Raw genomic sequence first — 13732 nt, 5'->3', positions numbered from 1 at the left:
TGATCATGAACGGATCAACGAAGTTCTCCCGCAGACTGCTCGCTCTCGTGGCCGGGGTCCTCCTGCTGGCAGGCGTCCCGGCGACCGCGGCCGCGGCGACGCCGCTCAGCCCGGCCGGAGCCGAGGTGCTCAAGGGGGTGAAGGTCCACGCGAAGGCCGACAAGGAGAAGGTCAAGGTCAACGAGAAGGTCCGCATCCGCGGCTCGCTGGACGTGCCCGCGCGCTCGGAAGCGGCCGAGACGGTCATCATCCAGAGCCTGCAGGCCGGTGTCTGGGTGGACCTGCGCTCGACCTCGTGCCGGCCGAACAGCTCGTTCTCGCTGAGCCTTTCGTTCAGCGTGTCGGCGCAGGTGACCCTGCGGGCCTACCACCCGGCCACCACCCTGTACGCGGCGGCAGCCTCGCAAACCTTCGTGCTGCTGGTGGTCTGACCTACGACCTGGCGGGCGGGAGCCTCAGCTCGACCTGCACGCCTTTCGGGCTGGAGGTGGTGAAGGCCTGGCAAGTCACCCGGAGGCCCTGCTCGCGGAAACCGCGCACGGCGTCGCCGTAGCGGACCGACATCGCGTGCGTCAGCTGCCCGACCCGGTGCCCGTCGAGGCGCACCTCGATGGCGTTGCGGCCCTTGTACTTACCGCTTTTGATCTTGCAGAAGTCCAGTGAGGCGACCACACTGCGGAATTCCTGGCCGATCACCGGGGCGTGGCGGGTGAGCACGTCCTGGTGATCTTCCTCTTTCGTGACGGTGCAGCTCCGGTCGCCGCGCAGGAGCACCGCGTGCTCCGATCGCTGCACCACCAGTGGATCCTCCGCGCCGAGCGCGAACCGCAGTTCGCGGGGAGACGCGAGGTGGAGGTAGATCCCGTAGTACTTCGCGCCGCCACCCGCGATCCTGCCCGGGCAGGTGCCCAGGAAGCCGTCGGCTCGCAGTTCGAGGAACGTGGGCTGGTACTCCTTCGCCAGTTCGGCGGGCAGGTAACCGACCGGCCGGGTGCGGTCGCCGTCGAGCACGTCGACGCGCACCGCGTTCGGGTCCCATTTGTTGCCGGGCTCGGGTACCAGCGCCGCTGTCACCGGGATGTGCCCGTCGAATTCGTTCGCCGCGGCCATTCCGGATGCCGCGTCGCGGAGTGCGCGCTGGTACCGGGATTCACCGACCACCCGGACCCGCCCGTTGTCGGGCAGCGGTGTCGGCCGCAATGCCGGATGCGGACCTCTTCGCAGGAACGACAACACCACCGGCCTCCGTTTCGTCGCCACGGAAGTCGGCGCAAGCCACCTGCTCGTTACGGCTGCGGGAATTCGTCGGCCACGTCGGCCGCGTCGTGCAGGAGCTGGTCGTTCGCCGGCCCGCCGATCGGCGCCGCTTCGGCGACCACCACCAGGGGGCCGTCGCGCCGGGAGTCGTAGTAGCGGCCGGTGAACTCGATCTCCGCGAGCCCGAGCAGCGCACCCGCCGGTGGTGACACGTTCCCCGTGCCGTCGGTGTCGACGAGGGATTCGAACTCCGCGGCGTCCGCGGTTTTGCCCATGCGCACCCATGCGATGGTGATCGCGATGTCGTTGCCCTGCTCGTCGCTCATGGCGAACAGCATCCGATCCAGTTCACGGCACGGGGTGCGGAGGAAGAACTGCTGGACGTCGCCGAAGGAATGCTTGGCGCAGTTCAGTCCGCGCTGGACCTTCTGCCTGACGTTCTTCAGTTTCAACCGGTTGAACGCGGTGCCGTGCTGTCCTTTCTTCGCTGCCTCCTTACCGCTCGACTTTCCCCATGAGTTGGCGGAACCACTCCCGGATCCGACCGACGCGGTGCCGCCGCCGATGGTGCCCGGCGTGCCCATCACCACGACCCCCACCGTGGCGATCGCGGCCACGCCCGCGCCTCCCTTCGCAAAGCGCCCTTTCGCGTCGCGTGGTTGATTCCGCCAACTCATCCGATCCCTCCCCGGCCCGGATGAGTGATCTTCCCCGCCGATTTCGGTAAATGCGACCCCGCGCGGTGGTAAACCCTCGAAAAGACCATTCGGCCAGTTCAACCCTGCACTCGGTCGAGTTCGCGATTGCCCGCAGACCTGGGACTTCGGTACCGTGGCCACGAGGCACGGAGCTGGGGATCGGACCTGAGCCACCGCCTGACTTTCTTCCAGGGCATGGAGCGTGGGAAAGCGCCTGCGCCACCGCCCCGTCCGCTGATCTTCAGGCCGAAGGGGCATCCCATGACCATTTACTCCCAGCACGCCCATCGCGGGAAAGCGCAGATTCTGGCCACTTACCGCGGGGTGACCGGCGTCGTGTCGGTCACCATCACCAGTGTCGAGGACGCGACGCTCGCCGCGCCGATCGTCGACGCGCTGAACCGGATTTCCGCCTGCGCCACGGTGCCGGTCAGCGAGTGGGACGAGCGAGGCGGGCATTTCCGCAGCTATCCCACGGATCACCTGGCCGCCTTGACCGATCCGGCGGCCCGGCGTCACCTGATCGAGGGAGCGCACAGCCTCTGGTACGAGCAGACCATGGTGTTCCTGCACCACGCGCTGGCCGACCTGGACACCGCGGCCGCCGCCGTGCCGGCGCCCGTGCGGACCGCGATCAGCGCGGAACTCGCCACCGAAGCTCAAGCGCTGCGCGACGAACTCGCCGAGTACACCGAGGGGATCGAGCCGCCGGAGCCCGAGAAGCGGCGGTTCTGGGAGTTCCGGTCGCCGCTGGTGGTCGTCGACGAGTCCGGGCTCGACCGGCGTGATCGCGAGAACCTGGACAACCTGGAGCGGGAGCTGGACCAAACCCAGCTGGCGCGGGCGGTCGCCGATCTCCGCCTGCTCCTCGACGCGTACCTGCGCACTGCCAACGGCGAAGCGCGATTGCTCATCGATGGGTTCGAGATCAGCGATGATCCATACGAGGAAGGTGAAGACCGGTACTTCCTCAACGTCCAGGCCCCGATGCCGGAGGGCAAGTGGGGCCGGACCGACTGGACCGTCGAGCTGTGCCGATGGGTCCCGGACAGCGAAACGGAAGGTGACACGGGGGAGCCGGTGCTGGAGTGCGCCCGGTCCGAGCCGCCCGCCGTCGAGGGGATCGTCGGACTGCTCAACCGCAGTGACGGCCAAGCCGGGGTGCTGGCCACCTGGGCAGCCACCGCAGTCGGCGACGCACTCACCGGAACGGCTTTCGTCGTGACAAAACGCTACGAAGAATGACCGTCGGCCGGGCGCTCACCAAACGGTGTAGCTCACTGTGCTACACGTGGCTACGCTGGCCCCATGAAGGTGATCACGCAGCGGGAGTTCCGCAACAACTCCGCTGCCGTCATGGACGCTGTGGAGGCGGGGGAGACCTACCACGTCACTCGCAACGGCGTCGAGGTAGCTGAGCTGCGGCCAGTGCCGCGTAGGCGTCGGCTCACCGCCGAGGAATTGGTTGCCCGGCATCGAAGGTTGCCGGAGGTCGATGCCGCGCGGATGCGTGAGGAGGCCGACGAGGTTTTCGGCACGGAAGACCGTGTTGGCGGCGACGATCCATGGAGTCGAAGCCGTGGCTGAGCGCCCTGAGGCAGGTGTCCTGGACACCTGCGCTTACCTCGACCTGGGTCTGCTCGACCCGGCGGCTTTGCCCAAGGTCCCCGAACTCACCACCATCACCATGGCCGAGCTGCACCGGGGGGTGGCGATGGCGAAGGACGCCGCCGTCCGCGCGGCACGTACCGAGAAGCTCGGCGCGGCCATCGTCGAATTCGCGCCATTGCCGTTCGACGGTGATGCGGCTGCCCGGTATGGGACGCTGGTCGCGCTTGTTCTTGCGGCAAATCGGGATCCGCGCCCTCGGCGGATGGATTTGATGATCGCGGCCATCGCATCTTCGCGAGAGCTGCCGCTGTACACCCGAAACGAAGCCGACTTCAAAGGGTTGGACAAGATGGTCGACGTCATCGGCATCTGAGCGACCCGCGGTCCATCGGGAAGAATAGGCTGTGTCAGGGCAGCAGTCGGAGACGTGAAGACACCACGCGCCCTGACTGCTGCTGACTCACCAGCACTTGAAGTCCTCCGTAGAAGATCCGCGAAGAAACAGACGGCTCGCGGAAGTCAGGATTTGGAGGTCCAGACTGCTGGTGGGGAGAGAGCTGAACTGGCTGCGCGGCTTCACCGGCGTAGCCGCCGAATGCGATGACATCCGCGCCGGCACGCTCGTGGCGACGATCGGGGCGCCCGGCGCGGGCAAGAGCACCTGGCGTACGCGCTGGTGCCGGGCGAACCCACACGCCGTCGTGGTCAATCTCGACCAGATGCGCGCCGCCGTGTCGTGGTGCGGGTGCCTGATGAACCAGGCGGCCTCGCCCTACGCGCTCGAACTCGCCACCGCCGCGGCGAGCACCGTGCTGGCCGACGGCGGGACCGTGTTGTGGGACGCCACCTCCGCCGACACCGCGGCCCGTCGGCGGCTGCTGGTGCTCGCCGCCGAGCACGGTGCTCGCACGGTCGCCGTCGTGCACCAGCCGCCGCTCGCCACCGCGCTCGCGCGCAACGCCGCTCGATCGGCGAAGCGTTGCGCCTGCGGCCACGCGCGCCGCGTGCCCGCCGACGTGGTGCGCGACAAGCACGTCGCGATCGAGGCCGCCGTGCCGTGGCTCGCCGATGAGGGGTGGCACGTGGTCACCATCGCGCAGAACCTCCGCGGCGAGGAACCCGTCTGCCCGGTCGAATGGGGGCTCCGGTGACCTGCGGGGCCGGGGTTACGCGGCGACTGTGATCACACCGTCCAGGCCCCGCTCACCAGCCTCGGGTGCGCCACTCGTCGAGATGCGGGCGCTGCTCTCCGAGCGTCGAGTCGTCGCCGTGGCCTGGGTAGAACCACGTCTCGTCCGGCAGTGCGTCGAAGATGCGCGTGGACACATCGTCGATCAGGGACTTGAAGTCCTCCGGCGAGCCCGTTTTGCCCACCCCGCCCGGGAACAGGGAGTCGCCGGTGAAGAGGTGGGGGTGGCCTTCCGGGTCCCGGTAGAGCAGGGCGATCGAGCCCGGCGTGTGGCCCCGCAGGTGGATGACCTCCAGCTCACACTCGCCCACGGTGAGCTTGTCGCCGTGCTCCACGAGGAAGTCGGGCGGCACCGGGAGCGGCGAGGCGTCCGCGGGGTGGGCGGCGGTGTTCGAGCCGTTCGCCCCGGCCACCGCGCCCAGCGCCTGCCAGTGGTCGGCGTGCTGGTGCGTGGTGACTACGGTGCGTAGCGCCGGGCGCTCGGGGCCGTGGCCGATGAGGTCCGAGATGCGCTCGGGATCGTTGGCCGCGTCGATCAGCAGGGCCTCGCCGGTACCCCGGCAGATCAGCAGGTACGCGTTGTTGTCCATCGGCCCCACGGACAACTTCGTGATGGTCAGCTTCGGCAGCGTCCGGCGGGCGGCGTCGCCGCCCGGCTCGACATGGCCGGTGTAGGTGTCCACGACGTTCACCCTTCGAACTCTAGTACGAATCACCTCACCCGATCGAAACCGCCGCGCGGGGGCACGTACTCTCGAACCCGGCGCGAATTCGCAGCCCCACCAGGCGGGACCTCGTGTGTCCGAAACTGTCGGTGGTGCGACCTAGCATGACGGCGGCCGCCTCACACCCGGCCGTTCCGAATCCAGTGAAGGGACCTCGCGTGGCTGATCGCCTCGTTGTTCGCGGTGCCCGTGAGCACAACCTCCGCGGTGTCGACATCGACCTCCCGCGGGACAGCTTGATCGTGTTCACCGGCCTGTCCGGTTCTGGCAAGTCGAGCCTCGCCTTCGACACGATCTTCGCCGAGGGCCAGCGGCGTTACGTTGAGTCACTGTCGGCCTACGCCCGGCAGTTCCTCGGCCAGATGGACAAGCCCGACGTCGACTTCATCGAGGGCCTCTCGCCCGCGGTGTCGATCGACCAGAAGTCCACCTCGCGCAACCCGCGCTCGACGGTGGGCACCATCACCGAGGTCTACGACTACCTCCGCCTGCTCTACGCCCGCGCGGGCAAACCGCACTGCCCCAAGTGCGGCGAGGCGATCAGCAAGCAGACCCCGCAGCAGATCGTCGACCAGGTGCTCGACATGGAGCAGGGCGTCCGCTTCCAGGTGCTGGCGCCGGTGGTCCGCGGCCGCAAGGGCGAGTACGTCGACCTGTTCGCCAACCTCCAGCAGCAGGGCTACTCGCGCGTGCGGGTGGACGGCGCGGTGCACTCGCTGACCGATCCGCCGAAGCTGAAGAAGCAGGAAAAGCACGAGATCGGCGTGGTGATCGACAGGCTCACCGTCAAGACCGGCGCCAAGCAGCGGCTCACCGACTCGATCGAGACCGCGCTGCGCCTGGCCGACGGCCTGGTCGAGCTGGAGTTCGTCGACCTCGACGAGCACGACCCGCACCGCATCCGCGGCTTCTCCGAGCACCTGGCCTGCCCCAACGGCCACCCGCTGGCCGTGGAGGACTTCGAGCCGCGCTCCTTCTCGTTCAACTCGCCATACGGCGCCTGCCCCGAGTGCACCGGCATCGGCATCCGCAAGGAGGTCGACCCGGAGCTGGTGGTGCCGGACGACGAGCTGTCGCTCGGCGAGGGCGCGGTCGCGCCGTGGGCCGGCGGCCAGAGCGCCGAGTACTTCCAGCGGCTGCTCGAGTCGCTGGCCGAGACCATCGGCTTCCGGATGGACACCCCGTGGCGCCGCCTGCCCGCCAGGGCGCAGAAGGCGGTGCTGCACGGCGTCAACGAGCAGGTGCACGTCCGCTACCGCAACCGCTACGGCCGCCAGCGCTCCTACTACGCCAACTTCGAGGGTGTCATCCCGTTCCTCGAACGCCGCCAGGAGCAGACCGAGTCCGAGTACATGCGCGAGCGGTACGAGGGCTACATGCGCGAGGTGCCGTGCCCGGCCTGCCAGGGCACCCGGCTCAAGCCGGAGATCCTCGCGGTCACCCTGGAGCACGCCAAGCACGGCCCGCGCTCGATCGCCGAGGTCTGCGCGCTGTCGGTGGACGAGGCCTCGGAGTTCCTCAACGGCCTGTCGCTGGGCAAGCGCGAGTCGATGATCGCCGGCGCGGTGCTCAAGGAGATCCAGGCCAGGCTGCAGTTCCTGCTCGACGTCGGGCTGGACTACCTCTCGCTGGACCGCGCCTCCGGCACGCTCTCCGGCGGTGAGGCGCAGCGCATCCGGCTCGCCACGCAGATCGGCTCCGGCCTGGTCGGCGTGCTCTACGTGCTGGACGAGCCGTCGATCGGCCTGCACCAGCGCGACAACCACCGGCTGATCGAGACGCTGACCCGGCTGCGCGACCTCGGCAACACGCTGATCGTGGTCGAGCACGACGAGGACACCATCCGCTCCAGCGACTGGGTGGTCGACATCGGCCCCGGCGCCGGTGAGCACGGCGGCCACATCGTCCACAGTGGACCGTACAAGAAGCTGCTGAAGAACAAGCAGTCGCTGACCGGGGACTACCTGTCCCGGCGCCGCGAGATCGACATCCCGGAGATCCGCCGCCCGATCGACCGCAAGCGCCAGCTCACCGTGGTCGGCGCGCGCGAGCACAACCTGCGCGGGCTGGAGGTGTCCTTCCCGCTGGGCTGCCTGGTTTCGGTCACCGGTGTCTCCGGCTCGGGCAAGTCCACCCTGGTCAACGACATCCTGGCCACCGTGCTGGCGAACAAGCTCAACGGCGCCCGCCAGGTGCCGGGGCGGCACACCCGGATCAAGGGCCTGGACAACGTGGACAAGCTGGTCCGGGTCGACCAGTCGCCGATCGGCCGCACCCCGCGGTCGAACCCGGCCACCTACACCGGCGTGTGGGACCACGTGCGCAAGCTGTTCGCGGCCACCACCGAGGCCAAGGTGCGCGGGTACCAGCCGGGCCGGTTCTCCTTCAACGTCAAGGGCGGCCGCTGCGAGGCCTGCGCGGGCGACGGCACGATCAAGATCGAGATGAACTTCCTGCCGGACGTCTACGTGCCGTGCGAGGTGTGCAAGGGCGCGCGGTACAACCGCGAGACGCTCGAGGTGCACTACAAGGGCAAGACCGTCTCGGACGTGCTGGACATGCCGATCGAGGAGGCCGCGGAGTTCTTCGAGCCGATCAAGGCGATCCACCGGCACCTGGCCACCCTGGTCGACGTCGGCCTCGGTTACGTCCGGCTCGGCCAGCCCGCGCCGACGCTGTCCGGCGGTGAGGCGCAGCGCGTCAAGCTGGCCAGCGAGCTGCAGAAGCGGTCCACCGGCAAGACGGTCTACATCCTCGACGAGCCGACCACCGGCCTGCACTTCGAGGACATCCGCAAGCTGCTCGGCGTGATCAACGGCCTGGTGGACAAGGGCAACTCGGTGATCGTGATCGAGCACAACCTGGACGTGATCAAGACCTCCGACTGGCTGATCGACATGGGTCCCGAAGGCGGGTCCGGCGGCGGCATGGTGGTCGCGCAGGGCACGCCGGAGCAGGTGGCCGCGACCGAGGGCAGCTACACCGGGGAGTTTCTGCGGGAAATCCTGCCGGTGGGGTGATCAGTCCGTCCATAATGGCCGTGTGCGGCTGAACGACTACCGCTTCCGCGACACCTGGCTGGTCGGCGCTCCCGTCCGGCCGGTGTTCGCCACCCTGGTCGATCTCGGTGCCTATCCCGAGTGGTGGCCCGACGTGCGCTCGGTGCGCCAGGTGGACGAGCAGACCGCGGAGCTGGTCTGCCGCGCGCGGCTGCCCTACTCACTGACGATCACCATGACCAGGGCCGAGGAGAACGAGCGCGACGGCAGGCTGCGGGTGGACCTGCACGGTGATCTGGAGGGTTCGCTCGGCTGCCTGCTCTCCGCACAGGACGGTGCCACCCGGCTGGACATCACCCAGCACGTGGTGGCGGCGAAACCGCTGCTGCGGCGGCTCTCGCCGGTGGCGGCGCCGCTGTTCCGGGCGAACCACGCGCTGATGATGCGCCGCGGCAGGCGAGGCCTGGTGCGACGGGTGGGCGCGCCGGCCGGGAACTGATTCACTGGTCCCCATGGGGAGAATCGGTCATTTCACCACGGTCGAGGGGCGCGCCCGCTATTTCGCCGCGTACGAGGAGGCGATGCGGGAGTGCCCGGGGGAGCGGGTGGAGCTGGACGTGCCGAGCCGGTACGGCACGGTCCGCGTCTACCGCTACGGCGATTCCGGGCGCCCGCCGATCGTGCTGCTGCACGGCTCGCACGCCAGTTCGGCGATGTGGGCGCCCAACCTGCCGGGCCTGCTCGCCGAGCGCACCGTCTACACCGTGGACACGCTCGGCGAACCGGGCGCCAGCCTGCAGACCGTGCCGATGCGCGACGCCGCCGAGCGCGCGCGGGCGCTGGAGGACGTGTTCGAGGAGCTGGGCCTGGCCGGTTTCCACCTGGCGGGACTGTCCGCCGGTGGCTGGCAGGTGCTGAACCAGGCGCGGTACTTCCCCGGCAGGCTCGCCTCGATCGCGTTGTTCGATCCGGCGAACACGCTGGGCAAGCTGACCAAGCGGTTCTTCGCCGGGGCGATGGCCGCGACCCTGCTGCCCGGTGACGCGGCGATGAAGCGGTTCCTGAGCTGGACCGCGGGCGGCGGCCCGTGGCCGGATGTGCCGTTGACGCGGGTGCTGCTCGCCGGGATGAGCGAGTACCAGTCGGGGCCGCCGTTCCTGAGTTATCCGGGCGACGACGTGCTGCGGGCGGTTGAGCTGCCGGTGCTGGTGCTGATCGGTGGCAGGAGCGTGGTGCACGACCCGGAGGCGGCGGCCGAGCGGGCGCGCACCCTGTTCCCGCGCGCCGAAGTCGAGCTGTGGCCGGAGGCGACGCACGCGCTGCTCGGGGAGCAGCCGGAACGGGCGGTCGCCCGGCTACTGGAGTTCGTCGCCGAACACGACTGAAAAGGACTGACGCGGTCGCGAGCTCTGGGGGAAGCTCGCGACCGCGTCAGTGGCAGCGGTGAGGGGGAGGGCTGCTACTTCACCGCTGCGGGTTCCCGCTCCGGCGTGGCTTCTTCACCGTCGGCGGGTTTGTGGTCGTCGACCAGGGTGGCTTCGTTGAACGGGTCCTGCCCGGCGAACACCCGGCCTGCCTGGGCGCGGTCGAACTCCTTGGTCCACGAGCCGATCAGCACGGTGGCCACCGCGTTGCCGGCGAAGTTGGTGACCGCGCGGGCCTCGGACATGAACCGGTCGATGCCGAGGATGAAGCCGACCCCGTCGACCAGTTCGGGCCGGTGCGACTGCAGGCCACCGGCCAGCGTGGCGATGCCGGCGCCGCTGACCCCGGCCGCGCCCTTGGACGCGATGATCATGAACACCAGCAGCGAGATCTGCTCGGACACCGGCAGCGGGCTGCCCTGCGCGGTGGCGATGAACAGGGTCGCCATGGTCAGGTAGATCGCGGTGCCGTCGAGGTTGAACGAGTACCCGGTGGGCACGGTGATGCCGACGACCGGCTTGCTCACCCCGAGGTGCTCCATCTTCGCGATCAGCCGCGGCAGCGCCGATTCCGAGGACGAGGTCGACACGATCAGCAGGAACTCGCGACCCAGGTAACGCAGCAGCGAGAACAGGTTGACCCGCGCGCCGAACCACAGCACCGAGCCGAGCACCACGAACACGAACAGCAGGCAGGTGGCGTAGAAGCCGAGCATGATCACCGCGAGGCTCTTCAGCGCGTCCCAGCCGGTTTCGCCGACCACCGCGGCGATCGCGCCGAACGCGCCGACCGGCGCGGCCCACATGATCATCGCCAGGATGCGGAAGACCAGCCGCTGGATGTGCTCGATGCCGCGCAGCACCGGCTGCCCGGCCCGGCCCATCTTCTGCAGCGCGAAACCGGCGAGCAGGGCGACCAGCAGGGTTTGCAGCACCGAACCCTCGGTGAACGCCGAGACCAGGCTTTCCGGGATGATGCCGAGCAGGAAGTCGACCGTGCCCTCGGAGCCCTCCGCCTGCTGCTGCGCCTTCGCGGCGGCGTCCGGGGACAGGGTCAGGCCCTCACCCGGGTGCAGGATGTTGCCGACCACCAGGCCGATGCCCAGCGCGAAGGTGGACATCGCCAGGAAGTAGACGATGGCCATCAGGCCGACCTTGCCGACGCTGGCGGCCTTGGCCACCGAGCCGATGCCGAGCACGATGGTGCAGAAGATGATCGGCGAGATCATCATCTTGATCAGGTTCACGAACCCGGTGCCGAGCGGCTTGAGCTCCTTGGCCAGGTCCGGCGCGGCGAAGCCGACCACCACGCCGAGCACGACGGCCGCGATCACGGCGAGGTAGAGGTAGTGCATCCGATCCCGGCGCTTGCCGGGCGGAGCCGAGCCGGCGGTGGTCGTCGGTTCTGATGGCACCGTTGCCTCCAAGTTGCGTCAAGGTTTCCGGTGACTATGCGGACCCGCGTGAGCGGGGTCACGGTTGTGTTCATTTCGTTCACGAAGTGCGCCACATCGACGGCCCGCGCGGCGGGTGTGCTGGTATGTGGTCGTGTCGAACCGGTGGAGCCTCGCGCGTCAGTTGCTGCTCGTGCAGGTGGTGCTGGTCGCGGCCCTGGTCGGCGGCGGGGTGACGCTGGCCTATGTGGACGCCGAGCGGGCGACCGACGACCGGGCCACCGAGGAGGTCACCACGGTGGCGGTGACCGTGGCGGATTCGCCGAGCGTGCGGACCGCGGTGCTGGGCCCGGATCCGAGCGCCGAGTTGCAGCCGTTCGCCGAGCGGGTCCGCGCGGACACCGGGGTCGACTTCATCACGATCATGGACACCGGCGGCATCCGCTACACCCATCCGAACCCGGCGCTGATCGGGCAGCCGTTCGTCGGCAACACCGCGGCCGCGCTGCGCGGCGAGGTGCTCACCGAGACCTACACCGGCACGCTCGGACCGTCCAAACGCGTCGTGGTGCCGGTGACCGCCGAGCCGGGCCGGGTGATCGCGCTGGTCAGCGTCGGTATCACGGTCAGCACGATCAGCGCGGAGCTGCGCGAGCGGGTGCTCACCGTGCTCGCGGTGGCCGGACTGGTGCTGGCGGTCGGTTTCGCGGGCAGCCTGCTGGTCAGCGCGCGATTGAAACGGCAGACGCGGGGCGTGGCACCGGCCGAGCTGAGCGCGATGTTCGACTACCACGAAGCCGTGCTGCACGCCGTGCGCGAGGGCCTGGTGCTGATCGATTCGCGCGGCAACATCGCGCTGATCAACGACGGCGCGCGGACGCTGCTGGGGCTGCCCGAGGACGTTCAGGGCACGCCGGTCGCCGAGACCGGCCTGCCCGGGGAACTGGTCGCGGCGCTGCTGTCCGGCGAACCGCGGTCCGACGAGATCCACGTGACCGACACCGGCGTGCTGCTGCTCAGCGCGCAGCCGGTGCGCTCGCGCGAGCGGTCGCTCGGCAGCGTGGTGACCATTCGCGATCACACCGAACTCCAGACGCTGACCGGGGAACTGGACACCGTGCGCGGATTCGCCGAGTCGCTGCGGTCGCAGGCGCACGAGTCGGCGAACCGGCTGCACACCGTGGTGTCGCTGGTGGAGATGGGGCAGCTGGAGGAGGCGGTGCGGTTCGCCACCGCCGAACTGGAGGTCGCGCAGCAGCTCACCGACCAGGTGGTCGGCGCGGTGTCGGAGCCGGTGCTCGCGGCACTGCTGCTGGGCAAGGCGGCGGAGGCGAGCGAACGCGGTGCCGAGCTGACACTCACCCCGGACACCGCGATGGACTCCGGCACCGGCGAGCTGGACACCCGGGATCTGGTGACCATTCTCGGCAACCTGGTGGACAACGCGATCGACGCGGCGATCGCCGGCGCGGCCAACGGCAGGCCAACGGTTTCGGTCACCGTGCGCCAGGAGGACGGCGAGTTGCTGCTGCGGGTGGCCGACACCGGTCCGGGCATCGATCCGGACAGCGCCGAGGAGGTGTTCCGCCGCGGCTGGTCGAGCAAGCCGTCCGACGGCCCGGCCGGGCGCGGGCTGGGGCTCGCGCTGGTCGGCCAGGCGGTGCGCCGCCACGGCGGCACGATCGAGGTCTCGCGTGACGTCGGCGCGGTGTTCACCGTGCGCCTGCCCGAGCGGGGTGACCGGTGATCCGCGTACTGGTGGTCGAAGACGATCCGGTGGTGGCCGAGGCGCACCGGCGTTATGTGGAGCGCGTGGCGGGCTTCACCGTGGTCGCCGTGGTGCACTCCGGCGGTGACGCGCTGCGGACCTGCGAGAAGATGCCGGTCGACCTGGTGCTGCTGGACTTCTTCCTGCCGGACAGCCACGGCCTGGCGGTGTGCCGGGCGCTGCGGGCCGCCGGGGTGGCGGTGGACGTGATCGCGGTGACCTCCGCGCGGGACCTGGCGGTGGTGAAGGCGGCGGTGTCCGTCGGCGTGGTGCAGTACCTGCTCAAGCCGTTCACCTTCGCCTCGCTGCGGGAGAAGCTGGAGCGGTACGCGCGCTTCCGTGACCGGTTCACCGAGTCCGGTGAGGTCAGCGGACAGGCCGATGTGGACGGTGTGCTGGCCACGCTGCGCTCCCCGGACCACCACGCGCTGCCCAAGGGCATGAGCGCGCAGACGCTGGAGGCGATCACCGAGGCGCTGGCCACCGCGGCCGAGGGCCTGTCGGCGGGTGCGGCGGCCACCGTGGTCGGGGTGTCGCGGGTGACCGCGCGGCGGTACCTGGAGTACCTGGCCGACAGCGGGCTGGCGCGGCGGGAACCGCACTACGGCCAGGTCGGCCGCCCGGAGGTCTGGTACCGCTCGGCATGACGCCGGTCACACCGTTCAAC

General features: G+C 69.5%; 14 protein-coding genes. 10 read left to right on the top strand and 4 right to left on the bottom strand.

Annotation, left to right across the window (positions count from 1 at the left end; translation table 11 throughout):
• Nucleotides 1-5: 5 nt before the first annotated feature.
• Nucleotides 6-431 carry a hypothetical protein gene (locus YIM_RS31475; RefSeq protein ID WP_153033777.1) on the top strand — a complete coding sequence of 142 codons (426 nt, stop codon included), beginning with the start codon at nucleotides 6-8 and terminating at the stop codon, nucleotides 429-431.
• 1 nt (nucleotide 432) lies between these two features.
• On the opposite strand, the gene YIM_RS31470 is transcribed toward YIM_RS31475, so the two are convergent.
• On the bottom strand, nucleotides 433-1200 hold the full coding sequence (locus tag YIM_RS31470; RefSeq protein ID WP_153033776.1) for an HIRAN domain-containing protein: 768 nt from the start codon (nucleotides 1198-1200) through the stop codon (nucleotides 433-435).
• Nucleotides 1201-1286: 86 nt separating this feature from the next.
• Entirely contained in the window at nucleotides 1287-1874 is a 588-nt protein-coding gene (locus YIM_RS31465; protein WP_228004121.1) for a hypothetical protein, read from the bottom strand.
• Nucleotides 1875-2216: 342 nt separating this feature from the next.
• Here YIM_RS31465 and YIM_RS31460 point away from each other — a divergent pair, with 342 nt between their 5' ends.
• The 4 genes from YIM_RS31460 to YIM_RS31445 all read left to right on the top strand — a co-directional run bounded on the left by YIM_RS31460 (nucleotide 2217) and on the right by YIM_RS31445 (nucleotide 4717).
• On the top strand, nucleotides 2217-3200 hold the full coding sequence (locus YIM_RS31460) for a hypothetical protein (protein ID WP_153033775.1): 984 nt from the start codon (nucleotides 2217-2219) through the stop codon (nucleotides 3198-3200).
• 63 nt (nucleotides 3201-3263) lie between these two features.
• The gene (locus YIM_RS31455) at nucleotides 3264-3542 is read left to right on the top strand and encodes a type II toxin-antitoxin system Phd/YefM family antitoxin (protein ID WP_153033774.1); all 279 of its coding nucleotides are present in this window, start codon (nucleotides 3264-3266) and stop codon (nucleotides 3540-3542) included.
• Nucleotides 3535-3939, top strand: coding sequence for a type II toxin-antitoxin system VapC family toxin (locus YIM_RS31450; protein WP_153033773.1), 405 nt, complete (start codon nucleotides 3535-3537; stop codon nucleotides 3937-3939). Before YIM_RS31455 ends, YIM_RS31450 begins: the two co-directional genes overlap by 8 nt.
• Before the next feature lie 172 nt (nucleotides 3940-4111).
• Nucleotides 4112-4717, top strand: coding sequence for an ATP-binding protein (locus YIM_RS31445; RefSeq protein ID WP_194239807.1), 606 nt, complete (start codon nucleotides 4112-4114; stop codon nucleotides 4715-4717).
• A gap of 52 nt (nucleotides 4718-4769) precedes the next feature.
• Here YIM_RS31445 and YIM_RS31440 read toward each other — a convergent pair whose 3' ends face one another.
• The gene (locus YIM_RS31440; protein ID WP_153033771.1) at nucleotides 4770-5447 is read right to left on the bottom strand and encodes an MBL fold metallo-hydrolase; all 678 of its coding nucleotides are present in this window, start codon (nucleotides 5445-5447) and stop codon (nucleotides 4770-4772) included.
• A gap of 191 nt (nucleotides 5448-5638) precedes the next feature.
• Between YIM_RS31440 and uvrA the strand changes: the two genes are divergently transcribed.
• Genes uvrA through YIM_RS31425 form a run of 3 tightly spaced genes read left to right on the top strand, consistent with a single transcriptional unit; the run spans nucleotide 5639 to nucleotide 9864 of the window.
• Nucleotides 5639-8500 carry an excinuclease ABC subunit UvrA gene (gene uvrA, locus YIM_RS31435; protein WP_153033770.1) on the top strand — a complete coding sequence of 954 codons (2862 nt, stop codon included), beginning with the start codon at nucleotides 5639-5641 and terminating at the stop codon, nucleotides 8498-8500.
• Between the two features lie 22 nt (nucleotides 8501-8522).
• The gene (locus YIM_RS31430) at nucleotides 8523-8978 is read left to right on the top strand and encodes an SRPBCC family protein (protein ID WP_153033769.1); all 456 of its coding nucleotides are present in this window, start codon (nucleotides 8523-8525) and stop codon (nucleotides 8976-8978) included.
• Between the two features lie 13 nt (nucleotides 8979-8991).
• The gene (locus YIM_RS31425) at nucleotides 8992-9864 is read left to right on the top strand and encodes an alpha/beta fold hydrolase (protein WP_153033768.1); all 873 of its coding nucleotides are present in this window, start codon (nucleotides 8992-8994) and stop codon (nucleotides 9862-9864) included.
• Nucleotides 9865-9938: 74 nt separating this feature from the next.
• Here the strand turns inward: YIM_RS31425 and YIM_RS31420 are convergent, their stop codons facing one another.
• On the bottom strand, nucleotides 9939-11258 hold the full coding sequence (locus tag YIM_RS31420; protein ID WP_153037365.1) for a cation:dicarboxylate symporter family transporter: 1320 nt from the start codon (nucleotides 11256-11258) through the stop codon (nucleotides 9939-9941).
• A 193-nt stretch (nucleotides 11259-11451) separates the two neighbouring features.
• On the opposite strand from YIM_RS31420, the gene YIM_RS31415 reads away from it, so the two are divergent.
• The gene (locus YIM_RS31415) at nucleotides 11452-13044 is read left to right on the top strand and encodes an ATP-binding protein (protein WP_370468901.1); all 1593 of its coding nucleotides are present in this window, start codon (nucleotides 11452-11454) and stop codon (nucleotides 13042-13044) included.
• Nucleotides 13041-13712, top strand: coding sequence for a response regulator (locus YIM_RS31410; protein WP_153033766.1), 672 nt, complete (start codon nucleotides 13041-13043; stop codon nucleotides 13710-13712). Before YIM_RS31415 ends, YIM_RS31410 begins: the two co-directional genes overlap by 4 nt.
• The last annotated feature ends 20 nt before the right edge of the window (nucleotides 13713-13732 follow it).

Origin of the sequence: Amycolatopsis sp. YIM 10 (assembly GCF_009429145.1) — a bacterium.
In the GTDB taxonomy this organism is placed as follows: Bacteria; Actinomycetota; Actinomycetes; order Mycobacteriales; family Pseudonocardiaceae; genus Amycolatopsis.
The sequence above is the reverse complement of the archived record's forward strand: the minus strand, read 5'-3'. Positions and strand labels throughout refer to the sequence as shown.

What these genes read in the sequence shown, in the direction of transcription:
- YIM_RS31475 (WP_153033777.1), top strand. Translation starts at nt 6, where the DNA reads ATGAACGGATCAACGAAGTTCTCCCGCAGACTGCTCGCTCTCGTGGCC.
- YIM_RS31460 (WP_153033775.1), top strand. Translation starts at nt 2,217, where the DNA reads ATGACCATTTACTCCCAGCACGCCCATCGCGGGAAAGCGCAGATTCTG.
- YIM_RS31455 (WP_153033774.1), top strand. Translation starts at nt 3,264, where the DNA reads ATGAAGGTGATCACGCAGCGGGAGTTCCGCAACAACTCCGCTGCCGTC.
- YIM_RS31425 (WP_153033768.1), top strand. Translation starts at nt 8,992, where the DNA reads ATGGGGAGAATCGGTCATTTCACCACGGTCGAGGGGCGCGCCCGCTAT.
- YIM_RS31420 (WP_153037365.1), bottom strand. Translation starts at nt 11,258, where the DNA reads ATGCACTACCTCTACCTCGCCGTGATCGCGGCCGTCGTGCTCGGCGTG.